The sequence below is a fragment of the Paraburkholderia caffeinitolerans genome, assembly GCF_902859945.1.
GTDB lineage: Bacteria > Pseudomonadota > Gammaproteobacteria > Burkholderiales > Burkholderiaceae > Paraburkholderia > Paraburkholderia caffeinitolerans.
Genome location: NZ_CADIKL010000014.1, coordinates 150,967 through 169,613, shown reverse-complemented (window position 1 = coordinate 169,613; position 18,647 = coordinate 150,967). Strand labels below are relative to the sequence as shown.

General features: G+C 63.5%; 17 protein-coding genes. 7 read left to right on the top strand and 10 right to left on the bottom strand.

All coding sequences use genetic code 11. The features are described 5' to 3' along the window. The 6 genes from HV773_RS16570 to HV773_RS36880 form a co-directional block, all read right to left on the bottom strand. Positions 1 to 270, bottom strand: a 270-nt coding sequence (locus tag HV773_RS16570) for an ATP-binding cassette domain-containing protein (RefSeq protein ID WP_175195570.1), incomplete at its 3' end; no start/stop codon positions are given. A 298-nt stretch (positions 271 to 568) separates the two neighbouring features. After that, positions 569 to 1,690 (bottom strand): polyamine ABC transporter substrate-binding protein, encoded by a 1,122-nt coding sequence (locus HV773_RS16565; protein WP_175195568.1) that lies wholly within the window; start codon positions 1,688 to 1,690, stop codon positions 569 to 571. Between the two features lie 79 nt (positions 1,691 to 1,769). Continuing rightward, entirely contained in the window at positions 1,770 to 3,212 is a 1,443-nt protein-coding gene (locus HV773_RS16560) for an aspartate aminotransferase family protein (protein WP_175195566.1), read from the bottom strand. Between the two features lie 19 nt (positions 3,213 to 3,231). After that, positions 3,232 to 4,566 (bottom strand): glutamine synthetase family protein, encoded by a 1,335-nt coding sequence (locus HV773_RS16555; protein WP_175195564.1) that lies wholly within the window; start codon positions 4,564 to 4,566, stop codon positions 3,232 to 3,234. Positions 4,567 to 4,597: 31 nt separating this feature from the next. Continuing rightward, positions 4,598 to 5,389, bottom strand: a complete 792-nt coding sequence (locus HV773_RS16550) for a gamma-glutamyl-gamma-aminobutyrate hydrolase family protein (protein WP_175195562.1) — start codon at positions 5,387 to 5,389, stop codon at positions 4,598 to 4,600. Positions 5,390 to 5,684: 295 nt separating this feature from the next. Continuing rightward, entirely contained in the window at positions 5,685 to 5,909 is a 225-nt protein-coding gene (locus HV773_RS36880) for a hypothetical protein (protein WP_246282293.1), read from the bottom strand. 441 nt (positions 5,910 to 6,350) lie between these two features. Between HV773_RS36880 and HV773_RS16545 the strand changes: the two genes are divergently transcribed. Then, positions 6,351 to 6,914: a cupin domain-containing protein gene (locus tag HV773_RS16545; RefSeq protein WP_175195560.1), complete on the top strand. Its 564-nt coding sequence runs from the start codon at positions 6,351 to 6,353 to the stop codon at positions 6,912 to 6,914. 118 nt (positions 6,915 to 7,032) lie between these two features. Beyond that, positions 7,033 to 8,523: an aldehyde dehydrogenase gene (locus tag HV773_RS16540; protein ID WP_175195558.1), complete on the top strand. Its 1,491-nt coding sequence runs from the start codon at positions 7,033 to 7,035 to the stop codon at positions 8,521 to 8,523. 92 nt (positions 8,524 to 8,615) lie between these two features. On the opposite strand, the gene HV773_RS16535 is transcribed toward HV773_RS16540, so the two are convergent. Beyond that, on the bottom strand, positions 8,616 to 9,059 hold the full coding sequence (locus HV773_RS16535; protein WP_175195556.1) for a MarR family winged helix-turn-helix transcriptional regulator: 444 nt from the start codon (positions 9,057 to 9,059) through the stop codon (positions 8,616 to 8,618). A gap of 161 nt (positions 9,060 to 9,220) precedes the next feature. On the opposite strand from HV773_RS16535, the gene HV773_RS16530 reads away from it, so the two are divergent. From HV773_RS16530 to HV773_RS16510, 5 genes are all read left to right on the top strand, one after another. After that, the gene (locus HV773_RS16530; protein WP_246282288.1) at positions 9,221 to 10,768 is read left to right on the top strand and encodes a DHA2 family efflux MFS transporter permease subunit; all 1,548 of its coding nucleotides are present in this window, start codon (positions 9,221 to 9,223) and stop codon (positions 10,766 to 10,768) included. 70 nt (positions 10,769 to 10,838) lie between these two features. Next, complete coding sequence (locus HV773_RS16525; RefSeq protein ID WP_175195554.1) at positions 10,839 to 11,780, top strand: AEC family transporter; 942 nt, start codon at positions 10,839 to 10,841, stop codon at positions 11,778 to 11,780. A 384-nt stretch (positions 11,781 to 12,164) separates the two neighbouring features. Continuing rightward, positions 12,165 to 12,899 carry an acetoacetate decarboxylase gene (locus HV773_RS16520; protein WP_377729365.1) on the top strand — a complete coding sequence of 245 codons (735 nt, stop codon included), beginning with the start codon at positions 12,165 to 12,167 and terminating at the stop codon, positions 12,897 to 12,899. Positions 12,900 to 12,980: 81 nt separating this feature from the next. Then, complete coding sequence (locus tag HV773_RS16515; protein WP_175195552.1) at positions 12,981 to 13,766, top strand: 3-hydroxybutyrate dehydrogenase; 786 nt, start codon at positions 12,981 to 12,983, stop codon at positions 13,764 to 13,766. Next, complete coding sequence (locus tag HV773_RS16510; RefSeq protein ID WP_175195550.1) at positions 13,763 to 14,986, top strand: DUF3734 domain-containing protein; 1,224 nt, start codon at positions 13,763 to 13,765, stop codon at positions 14,984 to 14,986. Before HV773_RS16515 ends, HV773_RS16510 begins: the two co-directional genes overlap by 4 nt. 78 nt (positions 14,987 to 15,064) lie before the next feature. Here the strand turns inward: HV773_RS16510 and HV773_RS16505 are convergent, their stop codons facing one another. The 3 genes from HV773_RS16505 to HV773_RS16495 form a co-directional block, all read right to left on the bottom strand. Beyond that, positions 15,065 to 15,910: a carbohydrate ABC transporter permease gene (locus HV773_RS16505; protein ID WP_175195548.1), complete on the bottom strand. Its 846-nt coding sequence runs from the start codon at positions 15,908 to 15,910 to the stop codon at positions 15,065 to 15,067. Then, complete coding sequence (locus HV773_RS16500) at positions 15,907 to 16,815, bottom strand: carbohydrate ABC transporter permease (RefSeq protein WP_175195546.1); 909 nt, start codon at positions 16,813 to 16,815, stop codon at positions 15,907 to 15,909. Before HV773_RS16500 ends, HV773_RS16505 begins: the two co-directional genes overlap by 4 nt. 253 nt (positions 16,816 to 17,068) lie before the next feature. After that, positions 17,069 to 18,301 (bottom strand): ABC transporter substrate-binding protein, encoded by a 1,233-nt coding sequence (locus HV773_RS16495; protein WP_175195544.1) that lies wholly within the window; start codon positions 18,299 to 18,301, stop codon positions 17,069 to 17,071. Positions 18,302 to 18,647: the final 346 nt, after the last annotated feature.

The following is an 18,647-nucleotide window of genomic DNA, read 5'->3' as shown; positions in this document are numbered from 1 at the left end:
CGCGAGGTCTTCGCCGTCGACGAAGATCTTGCCCGAGGTGGCCGTTTCGAAGCCCGCGAGCATGCGCAGCAGCGTGGACTTGCCGCAGCCCGAGCTGCCGAGCAGCGCGAAAAGCTCGTTCTTCGCGATGTTCAGGCTCACGTTGTTGACGGCGACGCTGTCGCCGAACTTCTTGACGACGTTTTCGATACGCACGAAGGCGTCGCGGGAGCTAGCCGCGGTATTGGCGCGAGCGGCTTCTGAGGCGTTGACTTTGGACGTCGGATTCATGATGTAACTGGGTTCCTTTCTGATCGCATGCACTGGCATGTTCTTGCCAGATTGGGCAAACGCGGGCGCGAGTTGCCCCACACGGGGCGCTCGAGGCGACTCGCGGATATCAGTACTGCGAACTGGGCTCGTTGGAGGCTAGTGCGTCGATTTAAAAAAAGGGGGGCGACGCACTCAACCGGACTTCGAAACAGCGAACTTCTGAGGAAGAGGGGTCGAGCGATCCCTCTTCCGCGCGTTGTCTCCTTCCTTCTGCTTCGGCTTCCTTCCAGGGCGGATAACCGATCTGTTCAGTCGATCAGTGGCCGGTCTTCAACTGCGACCACAGGCGGTTTTCGAGGCGCAGGATGTCGGCCGGCATCGGCTTCATCAGCGTCATCTTCTTGAGCACGTCTTCGGACGGATAAACCGTCGGGTCCTGCGCGACCCCAGGCGTCACGAACTGGCGCGCGGCCTTGTTCGCGGTCGGATAGAACACTTCGTTGGTGATGGCCGCGTTGACCTTCGGATCTTCGATGTAGTTGATCCACTTCATCGCGTTCTCGGCATTCGGCGCGTCCTTCGGAATCACCATCACGTCGAACCAGAGCAGCCCGCCTTCCTTCACGTTCGAGAACTTGATGTGATACGAGCGCTTGGCTTCTTCGGCGCGGCGGTGCGCGATGCCTACGTCGCCCGACCAGCCGACCGCCACGCAAACATCGTTGTTCACGAGGTCGTTGATGTAGCCCGACGAATTGAACTGCGTGATGTACGGGCGGACTTTCTTCAGCACTTCATAGGCGGCCTGGTAGTCGGCCGGGTTCGTGCTGTTCGGGTCCTTGTGCATGTATTGCAGCGTCGCTGCGAACACGTCCACGGCCTGATCGAGGAACGACACGCCGCAGCTCTTGAGCTTCGAAAGATTGGCGGGGTCGAGCACGAGCGCCCAGCTGTCCACCGGCGCATTCGGGCCGAGTGCCTTTTCGACGGCCTCCTGGTTGTAGCCGATGCCGTCGGTGCCGAAGGCCCAGGGCACGCCGTACTGATTGCCCGGATCGGCGTCGGCGATCATGTGCATGAGCACGGGGTCGAGGTTCGCGAGGTTGGGGATCTTCGACTTGTCGAGCTTCTGGTACACGCCGGCCTGGATCTGCTTGGCCATGTAATTCGAGGTGGGCACCACGATGTCGTAGCCCGAGCTGCCGGCGAGCAGCTTGGCTTGCAGCGTGTCGTCGCTATCGTAGTTGTCGTACTTCACGTGGATGCCCGACTGCTTTTCGAAGTTCGGGATCGTGTCCTTCGCAATGTAGTCGGACCAGTTGTAGACATTGAGCTGGCCGTCGGCGGCGTGCGCCGGCGCGCTCGAGGTCGCCGTGAGGCCCGCGCATACAGCAAGCGCGGCGAGCGCGACAGCGTGACGAAGATGACTGACACTCATGTTGATATCCCTGGAAGGTGAGGATTGGCGGGCGGCGCACGCACCCCGTTGTGCGCCGCCGGCCCTTACGTTTGCAGCGTTACGAAAGTCCCAGTTGTTGCGCGGTTGCGTCGATGGCCTTCTTCGCCTTCGTCACGATTTCGTCGATCTCGGCGCGCGTGATCACGAGCGGCGGCGAGAGCAGCATGCGGTCGCCGGTGGCGCGCATGATGAGGTTGCCGTTGAAGCAGAAGTCGCGGCAGATCGTGCCCACGTCGCCGCCATTCGCGAAGCGCTTGCGCGACTTCGGGTCCTCGGCGAGCTGCAGGCCCGCGACCAGACCGGCGCCCGAGATGTCGCCGATGATCGGGTGATTGGCGAAGGTTTCGCGCAGGCGCTGCTGGAAGTACGGGCCGGTGTCCGTCTTCACGCGCTCGACGATCTTCTCGTCGCGCAGCAGCTTGAGGTTCGCAACCGCCACGGCCGCCGCCACCGGATGGCCCGAGTACGTGAGGCCGTGATTGAAGTCGCCGTTCTCGATGAGCGCCTTCGCCACGCGGTCATGGATGCCCACTGCGCCCATCGGCACATAGCCGCTCGTGAGGCCCTTGGCCATCGTGACCAGATCGGGCTCGAAGCCCAGGTGCTGATGCGCGAACCATTCGCCGGTGCGCCCGAAGCCGCCGATCACTTCGTCGGCGCACAGCAGGATGTCGTACTTGCGGCAGATGCGCTGGATTTCCGGCCAGTAGGTCGAGGGCGGGAAAATCACGCCGCCCGCGCCCTGGAACGGCTCGCCGATGAACGCGGCCACGTTCTCCGCGCCCACTTCGAGAATCTTCGCCTCGAGCTGTTGCGCACGTTCGAGGCCGAACTCTTCGGGCGTGATGTCGCCTTGCGCTTCGCCGAAGAAGTACGGTTGATCGATGTGCACGATGTTCTCGACCTTCGAGGGCATCTGCTCGTGCATGTAGCCCATGCCGCCGAGCGTGCCGCCCGCGATGGTCGAACCGTGATAGGCGTTCTTGCGCGAGATGACGACCTTCTTCGAAGGCTTGCCTTGCGTGAGCCAGTACTGGTGCACGATGCGCAGCACCGTGTCGTTGCCTTCCGAGCCGCTGTTGCAATAGAAGAAGTGATTGAACGGCTCGGGCGACACCTCGGCGAGCAGCGCCGAAAGCTCGATCACCGGCGGATGCGTGGTCTTGAAGAAGGTGTTGTAGAAGGGCAGTTCCTGCAACTGCTTGTAGGCGGCATCGGCCAGTTCCTTGCGGCTGTAGCCCACGTTCACGCACCAGAGTCCGGCCATGCCGTCGATGATCTGGTTGCCTTCCGAGTCCCACAGGTACACGCCCTTCGCTTTCACGATCACGCGGCTGCCAGCCTTGTTGAGCGAGCCCATGTCGGAGAACGGATGGATGTGATGCGCGGCGTCGAGCGCGCGGTACTCGGCGGTCGAGCGCGCGCTTTGCGTCGATTGCGCGCGCAGCGTCGTCGGCACTTCTTGCAGCGCGCTGGCGGGGGCGTCGATTCGATAGTTCATGTTTCGTTTCTCCTTTCTGTTACACGTGCAGCAGCAGGTGCCTGCGTTCCCACGAGCTGATCACGCGGAAATAGGCTTCGTATTCGGTTTCCTTGAGCGCGAGATACGCGCGCACGAACTTCTCGCCAAGAATCTCCTTCAGCGGCTCCGATGCGCTCATCAGCGTCAGGCCCTCTTCGAGGTTGCGCGGCAACTGGTACGGCAGTGAATAGCCGTCGGAGAGCAGGGGCTCGGTCGGCTTGAGGTGCTGCGTCATGCCGAGGTAGCCCGCGGCCAGCGTCGCGGCCATCGCAAGGTACGGGTTCGTGTCGACGCCCGGAATGCGGTTCTCGATGCGGCGCGCGCCCGGCGACGAGTGCGGCACGCGAAAGCCCACCGTGCGGTTGTCGTAGCCCCAGGCGACGTTGATCGGCGCGGCCATGAAGCGCGAGAGGCGGCGGTACGAGTTGATGTACGGCGCGAAGATCGGCATCAGCGCGGGCGTGTACTTCTGCAGGCCGGCGATGTACGCGTAGAACATGTCGGTCGCCTTGCCGTCCGCGCCCGTGAAGAGGTTCTGGCCGTTTTCGGAGGACACGATGCTCTGGTGCATGTGCATGGCCGAGCCCGGCTCGTTCTCCATCGGCTTCGCCATGAACGTGGCGTACATATGGTGGCGCAGCGCCGCTTCGCGCACCGTGCGCTTGAAGAGGAACACCTGGTCCGCGAGCTTCAGGGCGTCGCCGTGCAGGAAGTTGATCTCCATCTGCGCCGCGCCCACTTCGTGAATCAGCGTGTCGACTTCGAGGCCCTGAATATCGCAGTACTCGTAGATGTCTTCGAACAGCGGGTCGAATTCGTTGACCGCTTCGATCGAATACGCCTGGCGGCCCGTTTCCGGGCGGCCCGTGCGGCCCACGGGCGGCGCGAGCGGAATATCCGGATCCTTGTTCATGTCGACGAGATAGAACTCCAGCTCCGGCGCGATTACGGGCTTCCAGCCCTTCGCTTCGTAGAGTTCGAGCACGCGGCGCAGCACGCGGCGCGGCGAGATCTCGACCGGCGTGCCGTCGAAGTGCACGCAATCGTGGATCACTTGCGCCGTGGGGTCGACGGCCCACGGAATGATGCGGATGGTCGAGGGGTCGGGCACGCACACCATGTCGGGGTCGGTGACGCCGGTGAAGCTGCCGTCTTCCGGATAGTCGCCGGTCACGGTCTGGATCATCACCGCTTGAGGCAGGCGCATGTTCTCGCCGAATTCGAACTTGCTGCGCGGGATGATCTTGCCGCGCGCGATGCCCGCCATGTCGGGGATGATCGCTTCGATTTCGGTAATGTGGTGCTTCTTCAGGAAGTCGTCGATGTCGTTCATGATGATTCTCTCTGTTCTGTATGAGCCGGCGTCATGCGTGCATTGATTGGCGCTCGGCTCCGCGCGGTATTCGGGCCAGCATGCGAGCGCGGCAAGCGTCGCCGAAGGCGCGGAAGATCGCAGTGGATAGCGCGTTCTGCGCGTGCTGCCATTCGGGATGCCATTGCACGCCGAGCGCGAAGCTCGCTGCATTGGCCACGCTGATCGCTTCGATAAGGCCGTCCGGTGCCGTTGCTTCCACAACGAGATTGCCGCCGAGCGTTTCGATGCCTTGCCCGTGCAGCGAATTCACGCGGGCTTCGCGTGCTCCGCCGGCGAGTCGTTGCAGCAAGCCGCCCTCGGCCAGCGCGATGGCGTGCGCCGGACCATATTGCGTGTCCAGCGTGTCGGCCTTGTTCTCGCGATGGTCGTCGAAGCCTTCAACGGCATGCACTTGCTGATGCAGCGTGCCGCCGAACACGACGTTCATCTCCTGATAACCGCGGCAGATGCCGAGCACGGGCACGCCCGCTTCGATGGCTGCGCGCATCAGCGGCAGCGTGGTGGCGTCGCGCTCGGGGTCGTGCAGCGTGCCCGTTGCGCTGGCCGTGCCGCCGTAACGATGCGGCTCCACGTTCGAATAGCTGCCGGTGAAGAGCAGGCCGTCCACGGCTTCGAGCAGGTCGGCCGTGGCCTGTCGCGCGCCGAGCGCCGGCAGCACCAGCACGAGCCCGCCCGAGCCGTCCACGGCGGCGGCGATGTACTTCTCGCCGGCCACGTGCGACGCGTGCGGTCCCATCATCGTGCGATCGGCGGTGACTCCAATCAATGGCTTGGTTCGCATGACTAATGTTTCACTTCTTCTGCCCGGAAAACGCATGTGCGTATCGTTTTTCAGCGATGTCCGGACGTGACATGACCTTGCGACCTTGCACGAGGCAAAGCCGCAAACCTTGGGTGCTGCGCGAGAGCGTCGCTAACGCATCGCGCTGCGGGTGGAGATCATGTAGGCGGTTCGTTTTCGGCCGTTATGCGGCGACACCGTGCAAAGACGTGCGCATCCGCGCCGCGGGCGCGCAGCAATGCGGCTCGCGAGCAATCGACGGCGATGAAAACGAACGGCGCAGGAAGGAGAGGCGCTAGGGCAGGAGCGACGCGACTTCGTCGGTATGAACGGCGATGAAGGCGCGGGCCGAGACGGCGTTATGGCGTCGAACGGACCGGCGGGAAAGAATGGTGAAGACGGACGGAAGCAGGCGAGAGGCAAGCCTGCCGCGAATGCCGTCGGCGATGGCGGCGCAGTCACTGCGAAGACACCTCGCATGACTTCGTTCCCATCTCACCAGAGGGCCACGGACTCTCACAATTACACTCGACTGGGTGGTTAAAAAATTGCCCGATTTATTCAGTGCGGTATGAATACTTCGCACTGCATCAATCTGAACATCGGTGTCGTTCAATGTACTTCGCATGAATGGCTTGTTGCAGGACCGTTTCATGCTCGCAGTCATCGTTCGATCGACCTGTGTTTCAGCATATACGAGCCAAAAAGGCCGTCAATTATTTTTTACGTTTTTTATGTCAGCACTTTCCCGAGGGTGTCCTATAAACCACGACAAACACGCAATATGCCCTGTCGTTTTTATATTTCGATTTACTTACAGGGGTTTCCACTAGCGCAAAATTTCGCAAACTGATTAGAATATTCAACACATCCAACGCGCCGTTTGGCTGTTGTTCGTTCGTCGTTCATTGTTGTCCGCAGTTGTCTTTCGGCGCGCTCCCTGATCAACCGGCTTTCGAACGTGACCGAGTCCGCTTCCACTGAAGTCGCAACACGCCTGCGTTACGTGCGCAAGCGCTATGGGTTGTCGCAGCGCGAGCTCGCCAAGCGCGCGGGCGTCACGAACGGCGCGATCTCGCTGATCGAGCAAAGTCGTGTCAGTCCCTCTGTGGGCTCGCTCAAGAAGCTGCTCGAGTGCATTCCCATGAGTCTCGCGGAATTCTTCACCTTCGATCTGAATGAGGGTTCGAGCGTGGTGTCGCGTCGTGGCGAGATGCCCAATCTCGGCAACGCGTCCATCGAGTTCTACCTCGCTGGCTCGAACGTGAAGGACCGCAACATGGGCATCATGCGCGAGGTGTATCAGCCGCTCGCCGACACCGGCGCCGAAATGCTCACGCATGCGGGCCACGAGGGCGGCGTCGTGGTGGCCGGCCAGCTCGAACTGAGCGTGGACGGCACGACCTGGCTGCTCGACCCCGGCGACAGCTACTACTTCGAAAGCCGTCTTCCGCACCGGTTTCGCAATCCCAGCGCGAGCGATGTTTGCGAGGTGGTGTCGGCCAATTCGCCGCCCACTTTCTGACTCGCGCATATCAGGTTCGCTTCTTGCTGCCATTGGGCTGAATTCAGGCTGAACGTCGCCTGAAATTCGGCCGCGTCCCCGGCACGCGAAGCGGATCGCAAATCATTGAGGCATCCTCATGGAAAAGAGAACTCTCGCTTACTGGCAGGACAAGGCCGCAACGCTTTCGATTGAAGGGCGTGCATTCATCGACGGCGCGTCGCGCGACGCGTACTCGGGCCGCACCTTCGATTGCGTGAGCCCGATCGACGGCCGCGTGCTCGCGAGCGTGGCTGATTGCGGCGCGGCCGATGTCGATGCCGCCGTGGCTGCTGCGCGCCGCTCGTTCGAGCAAGGCGTATGGGCAGGCCGCAATCCGCGCGAGCGCAAGGCTGTGCTGCTGCGCTGGGCCGCGCTGATGCGCGAGCACCTGGACGAACTCGCGCTGCTCGAAACACTCGACGCAGGCAAGCCGATTGGCGACACCACCACGGTGGACGTGCCGGGCGCGGCCTATTGCGTTGAATGGTTCGCCGAAGCCATCGACAAGGTGGGCGGCGAAGTCGTGCCCGCCGACCATCATCTCGTGGGCCTCGTCACGCGCGAGCCCATCGGCGTGGTGGCGGCCGTGGTGCCGTGGAATTTCCCGATCCTGATGGCGTCGTGGAAGTTCGGTCCCGCGCTGGCCGCCGGCAACAGTGTCGTGCTCAAGCCTTCGGAGAAGTCGCCGCTCACGGCTATTCGCGTGGCGCAGCTCGCGCACGAGGCCGGCATTCCGGCGGGCGTGTTCAACGTGCTGCCGGGCGGCGGCGAGCCGGGCAAGCTGCTGGCGCTGCATCGCGACGTGGATTGCCTTGCCTTCACGGGGTCGACCAACGTGGGCAAGCAGATCATGCAGTACGCGGGCCAGTCCAACCTCAAGCGCGTGTGGCTCGAACTCGGCGGCAAGTCGCCCAACATCGTGTTGCCCGACTGCCCGGACCTCGATCGCGCGGCCAAAGCCGCAGCGGGCGCGATCTTCTACAACATGGGCGAGATGTGTACGGCCGGCTCGCGCCTGCTCGTGCATCGCGACATCAAGGACGTGTTCCTCGCGAAGCTGCTGGAAGCGGCGAAGGCATACAAGCCTGGGAATCCTCTTGATCCCGATGTCTCGATGGGCGCGATCGTCGACAAGCTTCAGCTCGAGCGCGTGCTCGGCTATATCGAGGCGGGGCGCAAGGATTCCACGCTGCTGCTGGGCGGCGAGCGCGTGAACGCGTCGAGCGGCGGCTTCTACGTGGAGCCGACCGTGTTCGATACGCGCCACGATGCGCGCATCGCGCGCGAGGAGATTTTTGGCCCGGTGCTTTCGGTCATTACGTTCGACACGATCGACGAAGCGGTGCGCGTCGCCAACGACAGCGATTACGGTCTGGCGGCGGCGGTGTGGACGGCGAACCTCACGCATGCGCACGAGATTTCGCGCCGCCTGCGCGCGGGCACCGTGTGGGTCAACTGCTATGACGAAGGCGGCGACATGAACTTCCCGTTTGGCGGCTTCAAGGAATCGGGCAACGGCCGCGATAAATCGCTCCATGCGCTCGAGAAGTACACCGAACTGAAGTCCACGCTCGTGCGGCTGCGCTAAAAGAGGGGAGTGAGCCCGCGCGGCAGCGCAAGCTTGCCGCGCGGGCTAGCGCGCAAGAGCAAGTCCGCGGGCGATTCGTATGATCGGCTTGATCAGCGCTCGACGAGCGCGCCCAGATTGGCGCGCACGCGCTGGAGCATCCGGCTGAACTGCTCGGCTTCTTCGGGCGTGAAGCCGGCCAGCGCTTCGGCCTGCACTTCGTCGCCCACGCGGCGCGCGCCGCTGAGCGCACTTTCGGCCTTGGGCGTGAGGCTCACCAGCCATTCGCGGCGGTCCTCTGGGTTGGGCGCACGCACGACCCAGCCGCCTTCCTCCATTCTTTCCAGCAGCCTGCCAGCGGAAATCGGCGCGACTTCGAGCCGCTCGGCCAGGCTCGCCTGGTTCATGTCGCCGTAATGCGCGAGGTACGCGATCGTGCGGCACTGCGCGCGCGTGAGTTCGAGCGACGACTTTGCAAGCTCGTCGTAACGTTTGCCATACAGGCTGCCCACGTCGACGACGAGAAAGCCGAAGCGTTTTTCCAGGTCGGTAGTCATCGCGCGATTATACGGTGCGCCGCACGGGCGGAGCCTCGCGGCCGCACGCCCATTCTTTATGGTTGTGCCGGGTCGGGCGGGCCGTATAATAAGCAGGCTTACTATCGTGCCACCTGGTCCCCACTTAGCCGCCACGCCGCCACGCGCCGCCCGAACCCACGATGACCGCAGTTCCGCACGGCACCGCCCCGCAGCGTGAGGGCGCGCCGCTCAATCGCGGCATGATCACTTTGTCGATCATGCTCGCCACGCTGATGCAGACGCTCGACAGCACGATCGCCAACGTCGCGCTCCCGCACATGCAGGGCGCGCTTTCGGCGTCGCAGGACGAGATCACGTGGGTGCTCACCTCGTACATCGTGGCGGCGGCCATCGCCACGCCGCTCACGGGGTGGCTCGCCGACCGCTTCGGCGTGAAGCGGCTGCTTGGTGTGGCCATTGCGGGCTTCACGGTGGCCTCGGCGTTGTGCGGGCTCTCGGAAACGCTCGGCGAGATTGTCGGCTCGCGCCTGTTGCAGGGGGTGTTCGGCGCGTCGCTCGTGCCGCTCTCGCAGTCCATCCTGCTCGACATCAATCCGCGCGAGCGCCAGGGGCAGGCCATGGCGGTCTGGGGCATGGGCGTGATGGTGGGCCCCGTGCTCGGCCCCACACTGGGCGGCTGGCTTACAGATAGCTACAACTGGCGTTGGGTGTTCTTCATCAACGTGCCGATCGGCGCGTTCGCGTTCTTCGGCGTCTCCACGTTCATGCCCTCGCGCACGTCGCGCCGCGACACGCGCTTCGACGTGTTCGGCTTCGCCACGCTGGCGCTCGCCATCGGCGCGCTGCAGGCCTTGCTCGACCGCGGCGAACAGCTCGACTGGTTCGGTTCGCTCGAAATCCGCATCGAAGCGCTGGTCGCGTGCATTGCGTTCGCGTTCTTCGTCGTGCACACGGCCACTTCGGGCCCCAATACGTTCTTTCGCTATCAACTGCTCAAGGACCGCAATTTCGCCACTGGCACGCTGTTCATCTTCGTGATTGGCGCGGTGCTCTATGCCACGCGTGCGCTCCTGCCGCCGATGCTGCAGAACCTGATGGGCTACCCGGTCGCCACCACCGGTCTCGTCACGGCGCCTAGCGGCGCGGGCACCATGCTGGCCATGTTGATCGCGGGACGCCTGCTCAAGCACGTGGACGCTCGCGCGATGCTGCTGTTCGGCTTCGTGGTCTCGGCCTATGCGCTGTGGCAGATGATGCAGTACACGATCGTGCTTTCGGCCTCCGATATCGTGTGGCCCGGCGTGGTGCAGGGCTTCGGGCTCGGCTTCGTGTTCGTGCCGCTTTCCACGCTGACGTTTTCCACGCTCTCGGCTCCGCTGCGCGCGGACGGCACCGCCACGTACAGCCTGATGCGCAACATCGGCAGCAGTATCGGCATTTCGATCGTGCAGACGTTCGTGACGCGCGGCACGCAGATCGCGCACGCGGATCTCGCCGCGAACATCACGCCGTTCAACCCGGCGCTCCAGCCGCTGCTCGCGTCCGGATCGCGCTACGATCTCGCCGTGCTCAACCAGTCGATTACGCAGCAGGCGCAGATGATTGCGTACCTGAACGACTTCAAGATGATGTTCGTCGCCACGCTGCTGGTGATTCCGCTGCTCGTGCTGATCCGGCCTTCGTCGGGCAGCACGGCGGTCGACACGAGCCACGCGGCGATGGACTGACCTCCAGCGCTTTTCGCGCGCGAGACTCGCGCGGCACATTCACGTTCGCACGATTCGCACGATTCGCCCGATGCTCTCCGCTGTCTCGATCCTGCTGCCTGTTTTCGGCCTCATCTTTGCCGGCTTCGCTTGCCGCCGCTGCGGCGTGCTCGGTCCCACGGCGGCCTCCGAGCTGAACCGCTTCGTCGTGTGGCTGGCGCTGCCCGCGCTGCTCTTCGACATCCTCGCGCACGCAACGTGGCATGAACTCTTTCAACCCGCTTTCGTCGCGGCGTTCAGCCTCGCGGGGCTGGCGGTGTTCGCGGCCGTGGTGGGCGTGCGGCTCCTGCTCGGACGCTCGCTCGCCGACGCCAGCATCGACGGGCTCGCCGCTTCGTATCCGAACACGGGCTATGTGGGCTTTCCGCTGTGCATGATCGCGTTCGGGCCGGCAAGCCTCACGCCCACGACCATCGCCACGATACTGGTGGTATGCGTGCTGTTTGCGATGGCCATTGTGCTGATCGAGACCGGCCTGCAAAGCGAACGCCGTCCGCACCGGCTGCTGATCAAGGTGGTGCGCTCGCTCATGCGCAATCCGCTGCTCGTCGCCCCCGCATTGGGCGCCATTGTGTCGGGCACGCATCTCGTGCTGCCGGCGAGCGCGGAGACCTTCCTCAAGCTGCTGGGCGGCGCGGCCAGCCCCTGCGCGCTCGTGAGTCTTGGGCTTTTTCTCGCCGAGCGCCGTGCGAAAAGCGAAGCGCCGCCCGAGTCGTCGTGGTGGCTCACGCTGTCGAAGCTCGTGGTGCAGCCGGTGCTCACGTGGTGGCTGGCCGCGCGTGTGTTTGCGCTGCCGGAGCAGCTCGTGGAGATCGCCGTACTGCTGGCGGCGCTGCCCACCGGTACCGGGCCGTTCATGCTCGCGGAATACTACCGGCGCGAGGCACATGTCACGTCGCGCACGATTCTTCACTCGACGCTGGGTTCGCTCGTCACGCTCACGCTGATCCTGCTGCATTTGCATAGCCGCTGACGCTGTGGGGTGTGATGGAATCGGATTGCGCTATTTGCTAAGGATATCGAATTATTGTTTGCGTTTTGAAAGATTGCCGATTGTGTTCTTTCGTCAATGCGACAAGGTCCATCCGCAAACGGCTTGAGCGGATTTTCCAAAATTTCCTTTAACCGTCCTCAAACTTCGCTTGACTAGCGGCGCATTGCGCCATGCCCGCCGCGTATACTTTTCACCGCGATGCCGCTCCCGCGGATCACGCAAATATCTTATTTTCCAGCTATCTTTCCCGAATGGTGTGCCGCTGCCCGGGCCACTGTTGTCCGCCTGCTCGACCCTTTCCGTCCTGCAATCCGCCATCTGAAATGTTGTGAAAGCCATTTCGCAACGTCACCGAGACTGCATATGAAAGACATCCGCTCCAAAGCTTTCGCCATGCCGTTCACCAACCCGGCTTTCCCGCCGGGGCCCTACAAGTTCGTCAATCGCGAATTCCTGATCATCACGTATCGCACCGATATCGACCGGTTGCGCAAGGTCGTGCCCGAGCCGCTCGAGGTGGTGGATCCGCTGGTCAGCTACGAGTTCATCCGCATGCCGGATTCAACGGGCTTCGGCGATTACACGGAAAGCGGGCAGGTCATTCCCGTGAAGTACGAGGGGCAGCCCGGCAGCTACACGCACTCGATGTATCTCGACGACCACCCGCCCATTGCCGGCGGCCGCGAATTGTGGGGTTTCCCCAAAAAACTCGCGACTCCGCGGCTGGAGCCGTATTCGGACACGCTGGTCGGCACGCTCGATTACGGCCCGGTGCGCATCGCCACCGGCACGATGGGCTACAAGCATCGCGAACTCGACGTGGCCGAGCAGGCGCGGCGGCTCGCGGGCCCCAACTACCTGCTCAAGATCGTGCCGCATGTGGACGGCTCGCCGCGCGTTTGCGAACTGGTGCGCTACTACATGAAGGACATCGTGCTGAAGGGCGCATGGACCGGGCCGGCCGCGCTGCATCTGGTTCCGCATGCGCTCGCGCCCATCGCCGACCTGCCGGTGCTCGAAATCGTCGAGGCGCGGCATCTGCTCGCGGACCTCACGCTCGGTCTTGGCGAAGTCGTCCACGACTATCTGGCGCAATAAATCGCGCAGCACGCGCGGCTCGGTTCAAGCCAACTCCAACTCCAACTCCAACTCCAACTCAAGCAAGGCGGAAACAACATCATGAAGAAGCTCGAAGGCAAGACGGCAGTGGTTACCGGTGCGGCCAGCGGCATCGGCAAGGAGATTGCACTCACGCTCGCCGCGCAAGGCGCGGCGGTCGCCATCGCCGACCTCAACCAGAGCGGCGCCGACGCCGTGGCCGAGGAGATCAAGGGCGCGGGCGGCAAGGCCATCGGCATCGCCATGGACGTGACCAGCGAAGAGGCCGTGAACGAGGGCATCGATCAGGTGGCCGCATCGTTCGGTTCGATCGACATTCTGGTTTCTAACGCCGGCATCCAGATCGTGAACCCCATCGAAAACTACGCGTTCTCCGACTGGAAGAAGATGCAGGCCATTCACGTCGATGGCGCGTTTCTCACCACCAAGGCGGCGCTCAAGTACATGTACAAGGCCGATCGCGGCGGCGTCGTGATCTACATGGGCTCGGTGCATTCGCACGAGGCTTCGCCGCTCAAATCGGCGTATGTGGCAGCCAAGCATGCGCTGCTGGGTCTCGCACGCGTGCTCGCGAAGGAAGGTGGCAAGCACAACGTGCGCTCGCACGTGGTTTGCCCGGGCTTCGTGCGCACGCCGCTGGTGGAAAAGCAGATTCCCGAGCAGGCGAAGGAACTGGGCATTTCCGAGGAAGAAGTGGTCAAGCGCGTGATGCTGGGCGGCACGGTGGACGGCATTTTCACGACGGTCGAAGACGTCGCGCAGACGGTGCTGTTCCTCTCGGCATTCCCGAGCGCGGCCTTCACGGGCCAGTCGTTCGTGGTGAGCCACGGCTGGTTCATGCAATGAGCGAGTCCGACAACGTCGAGCGGCCCGCGCCCACGAAGCGCGGCGAGGCCGCCGCCGGGGCCGCGCGCGAGCATCACGCGCGCAGCCTCGACTACGAGACCGTCGCGCTGGTGCTGCAGGGCGGCGGCGCGCTGGGCGCGTATCAGGCCGGTGTGATGGAGGGGTTGAGCGAGGCGCGCATTCCGCTCAACTGGGTCGCGGGCATTTCGATTGGCGCGCTCAACACCGCCATCATTGCCGGCAACGAGCCATCCATGCGGGTGCCGCGCTTGCGCGAATTCTGGGAGACGATCTGCCAGCCGGGCTTCACGCCGGCCATGCCGGTCCCGATCGAGCATGCGCTATTCTCGGTTTCCGATGCAACGCGTTCGATGCTGACTGCGTTCCAGGCAGCGAGTGCCGCCGCGCAAGGGCAGAGTGGTTTCTTTGCGCCGCGCGTGCCCACGCCGCTGCCCTGGCTCGCGAACGCACCGGATCGGGTCAGCTGGTACGACACCACGCCGCTCAAGGCCACGCTCGAGCGGTTCTGCGATTTCGGGCGAATCAATTCGGGCGAGATGCGGGTCTCGGTGGGCGCCGTGAATGTGGCCGACGGTAATTTCGTCTATTTCGACAACACGCGCACGACGCTGCGCGCCGAGCATTTCATCGCTTCAGGCGCGTTGCCGCCGGGTTTCGCGCCCGTGGAAATCGAAGGCCAGTTCTACTGGGACGGCGGCGTGGTGTCGAATACGCCGCTGCACGAAGTGCTCGGGGCGTCGCCGCGCCGGGACACGCTCGTGTTCCAGGTTGACCTTTGGTCCGCGCGAGGCGCCGTGCCGCAAACGCTGGAAAACGTTGGCACGCGCGTGAAGGACATCCAGTATTCGAGCCGCACGCGCTTCGTCACGGACATGCTGCAACGCGAGCAGCGCTACCGGCATTTGCTGCGCGAGCTGCTGGAACGGGTGCCGGAGGCCACGCGCGAAAGCGACCGGCTCTGCAAGCTTGTCGAGAGTCTCGCGTGCAACAAGCGCTACAACGTGCTGCAACTGATCTATCAGCAGCAGAAGTTCGAGCGCGGCGACAAGGACTACCAGTTCGGCCGGTCCACCATGCGCAGCCATTGGGAGGCCGGGTTGAGCGACATCCGCCGCACGCTCAGTCAGGACACCTGGCTCGATTTGCCCGATAACCAGTCGGGCTTCGTCACGCACGATATTCATCGCGTGAGCCGTTAATGTGCCCTTGCGGTGACCGGCGCCGGCTTGACCGCCGGTGCCGCTTCAAATGGCTCGCCGAACACCTGGTTCACCGCTTTATTTCACTGCCCCCAGCGCGAGCCCCTTCACCATATAGCGCTGCAGCCACGCGAACACCACGGAAACCGGCAGCGTAGCCGCGAGCGTGGCCGCCATCACCAGTTCCCATTCGACGGTGTACTTGCCGGCCACCATGTCCGTGACCTGCACGGTGAGCGTCTTGTTCTCGGGCGAGCGGATCAGCGTATAGACCACCGCGAATTCGTTCCACGCGCTAATGAACGTGAAGATTGCGGTGACCACCACGGCCGGCACTGCGAGCGGCAGGAACACGCGCAGTACCGCGCCGCTGCGGCTGCACCCTTCTAGCCAGGCCGACTCTTCGAGATCGCGCGGCACGGTCTGAAAATACGAAGACAGCATCCACACCGCGAACGCAATGTTGAACGCCGCATACGAGACAATCACGCCGATCTTCGAATCGACGAGATTGCCGTCGCCGTAAGGGATCATCGCGGCGAGCCGGAACAGGCCCACCACCAGCAGGATGGGCGAGAGCATCTGCGTGACGAGCAGGAACTGCCGGTAGAGCCCGCGCCCGCGAAACGGAAAGCGCGCGAGCGCGTAGGCGGCGGGCAGGCTCACCGCGAGCGCGAGCGCCGTGGAAAGGCACGAAATCACGATGCTGTTGCGCAGCGCGACGCCGAAGTTCGCGGCCTGCCACATGTCGACATAGTTTTCCCAGCGCCAGTGCACGGGCAGCCAGCGCGCCGGATAGACGAACACCTCGGAGGCGGGTTTGAGCGAGGTGAAGAACATCACCGCGAACGGGAACAGCACGGCCACCACGAGCGGCGAGAGCGCGAGCCAGCACCAGAGCGAGCGTTTGAGCTTGCGGTTCATGCGAGGTCTCCTTCGGCGCTGCCGCCGCGCCTGGCCTGCACGCGCAGGTAAGCCACCGAGAACGCGAACAGGATCACGAGCATGATGAGCGAGACGGCGGCCGCTTCGCCGGGCCGGCCGAGCCGGAAGCCGAGTTCGTAGAGGTAGGTGACGAGAATGTGGGTGCTGTCGTCGGGGCCGCCTTGCGTCATCACCCAGATGATCGGGAACGAGTTGAACACGTAGATCACGTTGAGCAGGATAGCCATGTTGATGAAGGGCTTGAGCAGCGGCAGCGTGAGTTGGCGGAATTGCTGCCAGGCGCTCGCGCCGTCGATGCGCGCGGCTTCGTAGATGTCGCTGGGCACCGAGGAGAGCCCGCCCAGCAGGATCGTGGTGCTGAACGGGATCGACACCAGAATGCCCACGGCAATCTCGACCGGGAACGCATATTGCGGCGTGGCGAGCCAATGGATGGGCCCCGAGATCATGCCGAGGCGCTGCAGCGTGACGTTGACCATGCCGTAGTCGTCGTTGAAGGCCCAGCGCCAGACCACGGCGGTCATGGTGAGCGAGACCGACCACGGCAGCATGACGATGGTGCGCGCGATACCGCGTCCATAGAAGTCCTGATTGAGGATCAGTGCGACCGGCACGGAAATCGCCACCGTGCCCACCACGACGCAGAACGTCCAGATCAGCGTGTTCTTCAGCGCGCTCAGGAATACGGGGTCGGTGAAGACGTTGTAGAAGTTCTGCAGGCCGCTGAAGCCGCGAATCTGGCCGAAGCGCGATACCTCGTGCAGCGATTGGTACACGATGTTGAAGATCGGGTAGCTGATGATGAACAGCGCCAGCGCGAGGCTCGGCACGATCAGTAGCCAGGGGGCGCGGGGCACGGCGATGGCGCGGTGTGATCGGCTCATGTGACTCGTTGAACTCATGCGACGGCGGTTCGTGGTGCGTGGCAGCGGGTTGGGCGGGGCGCTTGCCTGGCCGCTCGCCGGACCGGCTGGCGGCGTTTGCTTCAGGGGACCGTGGGTCATGGCGTAATGCGTCCGGTGTTGCGGTCGTTGCATGAACGAACCGGCGCGCCGCGTAGCGAATCCCATGCTACGCCACGCGCCGGTTTTTTGCGGCGATGAAGCGCCTTGCTGCTTTTCCAGCAGTGGACGCCGCTTACTTCCCGAGCGACTTGTTGGCTTCGGCGGCGGCCTGGTTCAGCGCGTCGGCGGGCTTGGCCTTGCCGAGGTAGATCGACTGCATCGCGTTGGTCACGGCCTTGGCGGTGTCTTCCCAGCCCGTCACGGTGGGCGCGAAGCGCGCATGCGGCAGCAGCGCGACGAAGGCCTTCGTGTCCGGATCCTGGAACGCCGGGTCGGTGGCTTCAGCCTTGGTCGTCGGCAGGAAGCCCTCGGTGCTCGTGAACTCCACGCGCGGCTGCTTGGTGAACAGGAAGTCGAGGAATTTCCACGCGCTCTTCTTCACCTTCGAGTTCTTGAACATCATGATCGAGTCCGTGACCGCGTAGGTCGCGGGCGTCGTGCCCACCGGGATCGGGTCGATGCCGTACTTGATGTTCGGCGCTTCCTTCTTGAGCTGCTTGGCGAGGAACGGCGCGGAAATCATCATCGCCACGCGGCCCTGCTTGAAGAGGTTCTGCACGTCCTCGCGGCTGTAGCCCGTGACGCCCGGCTCCGTGAGCCCTTCGTCGATCAGGGTCTTGTAGAGCGTGGCCGCCTTCACGCCGGCCGGCGAATTGAACGCGGCCTTGCCGTCCTTGCCCACCACCTCGCCGCCGTTGGTCCACAGCGCATAGTAGTAGTACACGTCGGTTTCGATTTCCTTGCCTTGCAGGCCGAACCCGGCAATGCCCTTGGCCTTGAGTTTCTTCGAGGCGTCGATCACCTCGTTCCAGCTCTTCGGGCCGTTCGGATAGCCCACCGAGGCGAGCATGTCCTTGTTGTAGTAGAGCGCGCGCGCGGAGGCGGCGATCGGCAAGCCGTAAATCTTGCCGTTGATCTCGCCGGGCGCGAGGAACGGGCCGATGAAGCGGCCCTTGAAGCTCGCGTCCATGTAGGGGTCGAGCGGCTCGGCAATGTCGTCCTTCACGAAGTCGAGCAGCCAGCGCGTGCCGATGATCGCGAGGTCGGCGTTCGCGCCGCCGGAGATATCGGTCTGCAGCTTCTGTTGCAGCGAGTCCCAGTTCACGTCTTCGATCTTGATGGTGGTGCCGGGATTGGCGGCTTCGAACTGCTTGGCCATTTTCTCGAAGTACGGGGCCGTGGCGTCGCTGTAGTGAGCGACGGTCACGCGGACCGTGTCGGCGTGCGCCGCGACAGCGATACCTGTGAACGTCAGCGCGACGGCGAGCTTGCCGAGCGTGAGGGATGCACGTGCCTTAAACGCCATTCTCTGTCTCCTGTGTCGATGGAAGCGGGTGCTTTGGCACCGCGTCCCATCCCATGCGGGGTGGTTGCTGCCTGGTTTTTCGGGTGATTGCCGCCGCCTTGGCTCCGGTCGTCGTGCTGACCGTCTTGCGTTGTATGAAAAAATCCTACAGGATGAAAAAAGCGTTGTCACCTGGGAAACGCGAGATTGTTTCGCAAGCCGGAAATTGCCTAACATGCTGTAAAACAGGGGGAATTAATGCGGCGTCGCAGCAGCGAACGGTTTGTGCAAGCCCGCAGGCAAGATCGCACGCAACCCACTATGTAGGAAATTTACAGCCCGGCCGGGCGCATGGCGGGGCCTTTCG

Bases quoted from the DNA above. Each gene is read 5' to 3' on its own strand.
- HV773_RS16550 (WP_175195562.1), bottom strand. From the start codon at position 5,389: ATGCGAACCAAGCCATTGATTGGAGTCACCGCCGATCGCACGATGATG.
- HV773_RS16530 (WP_246282288.1), top strand. From the start codon at position 9,221: ATGACCGCAGTTCCGCACGGCACCGCCCCGCAGCGTGAGGGCGCGCCG.
- HV773_RS16500 (WP_175195546.1), bottom strand. From the start codon at position 16,815: ATGAGCCGATCACACCGCGCCATCGCCGTGCCCCGCGCCCCCTGGCTA.
- HV773_RS16515 (WP_175195552.1), top strand. From the start codon at position 12,981: ATGAAGAAGCTCGAAGGCAAGACGGCAGTGGTTACCGGTGCGGCCAGC.
- HV773_RS16525 (WP_175195554.1), top strand. From the start codon at position 10,839: ATGCTCTCCGCTGTCTCGATCCTGCTGCCTGTTTTCGGCCTCATCTTT.
- HV773_RS16560 (WP_175195566.1), bottom strand. From the start codon at position 3,212: ATGAACTATCGAATCGACGCCCCCGCCAGCGCGCTGCAAGAAGTGCCG.
- HV773_RS16565 (WP_175195568.1), bottom strand. From the start codon at position 1,690: ATGAGTGTCAGTCATCTTCGTCACGCTGTCGCGCTCGCCGCGCTTGCT.
- HV773_RS16495 (WP_175195544.1), bottom strand. From the start codon at position 18,301: ATGGCGTTTAAGGCACGTGCATCCCTCACGCTCGGCAAGCTCGCCGTC.
- HV773_RS16535 (WP_175195556.1), bottom strand. From the start codon at position 9,059: ATGACTACCGACCTGGAAAAACGCTTCGGCTTTCTCGTCGTCGACGTG.
- HV773_RS16555 (WP_175195564.1), bottom strand. From the start codon at position 4,566: ATGAACGACATCGACGACTTCCTGAAGAAGCACCACATTACCGAAATC.
- HV773_RS16520 (WP_377729365.1), top strand. From the start codon at position 12,165: ATGAAAGACATCCGCTCCAAAGCTTTCGCCATGCCGTTCACCAACCCG.
- HV773_RS16510 (WP_175195550.1), top strand. From the start codon at position 13,763: ATGAGCGAGTCCGACAACGTCGAGCGGCCCGCGCCCACGAAGCGCGGC.
- HV773_RS16505 (WP_175195548.1), bottom strand. From the start codon at position 15,910: ATGAACCGCAAGCTCAAACGCTCGCTCTGGTGCTGGCTCGCGCTCTCG.
- HV773_RS16540 (WP_175195558.1), top strand. From the start codon at position 7,033: ATGGAAAAGAGAACTCTCGCTTACTGGCAGGACAAGGCCGCAACGCTT.